General features: G+C 61.7%; 1 pseudogene. It reads left to right on the top strand.

The features are described 5' to 3' along the window. A pseudogene (locus ACZ3HH_RS29915) lies at positions 1 to 274 on the top strand (hypothetical protein); the annotation flags it as partial.

The raw sequence follows: 274 nt of genomic DNA, 5'->3' as shown, positions 1-274 counted from the left end.
ATCATCCGGGGCTATGCCCGCATCACGGCGCCCCAGGCGGGGGTGGTGACGCAGCGGCTGATCAGCCCCGGCACCTTGGTGAGTCCCGGTATGAGCATTCTGCAAGTGGCCCAGATTCAACCCATTCGCATTCAGGCCAACGTGGCCGAAAGTGACGTGGGCCGGATTCGACCCGGCGCAACCGTGATGATCCGGGATCAAAAAACCCAGTCCAAACAGCCCGTGACCGGCAAAGTGAGCGCCATTTTCCCCAGAACGGATCTGCAAACCCGCA

The sequence above is a fragment of the Pseudomonas sp. PME37.24/025 genome (assembly GCF_055556615.1).
Note: the sequence above shows the minus strand (reverse complement) of the source record. Positions and strands in the feature narration are given on the sequence as shown.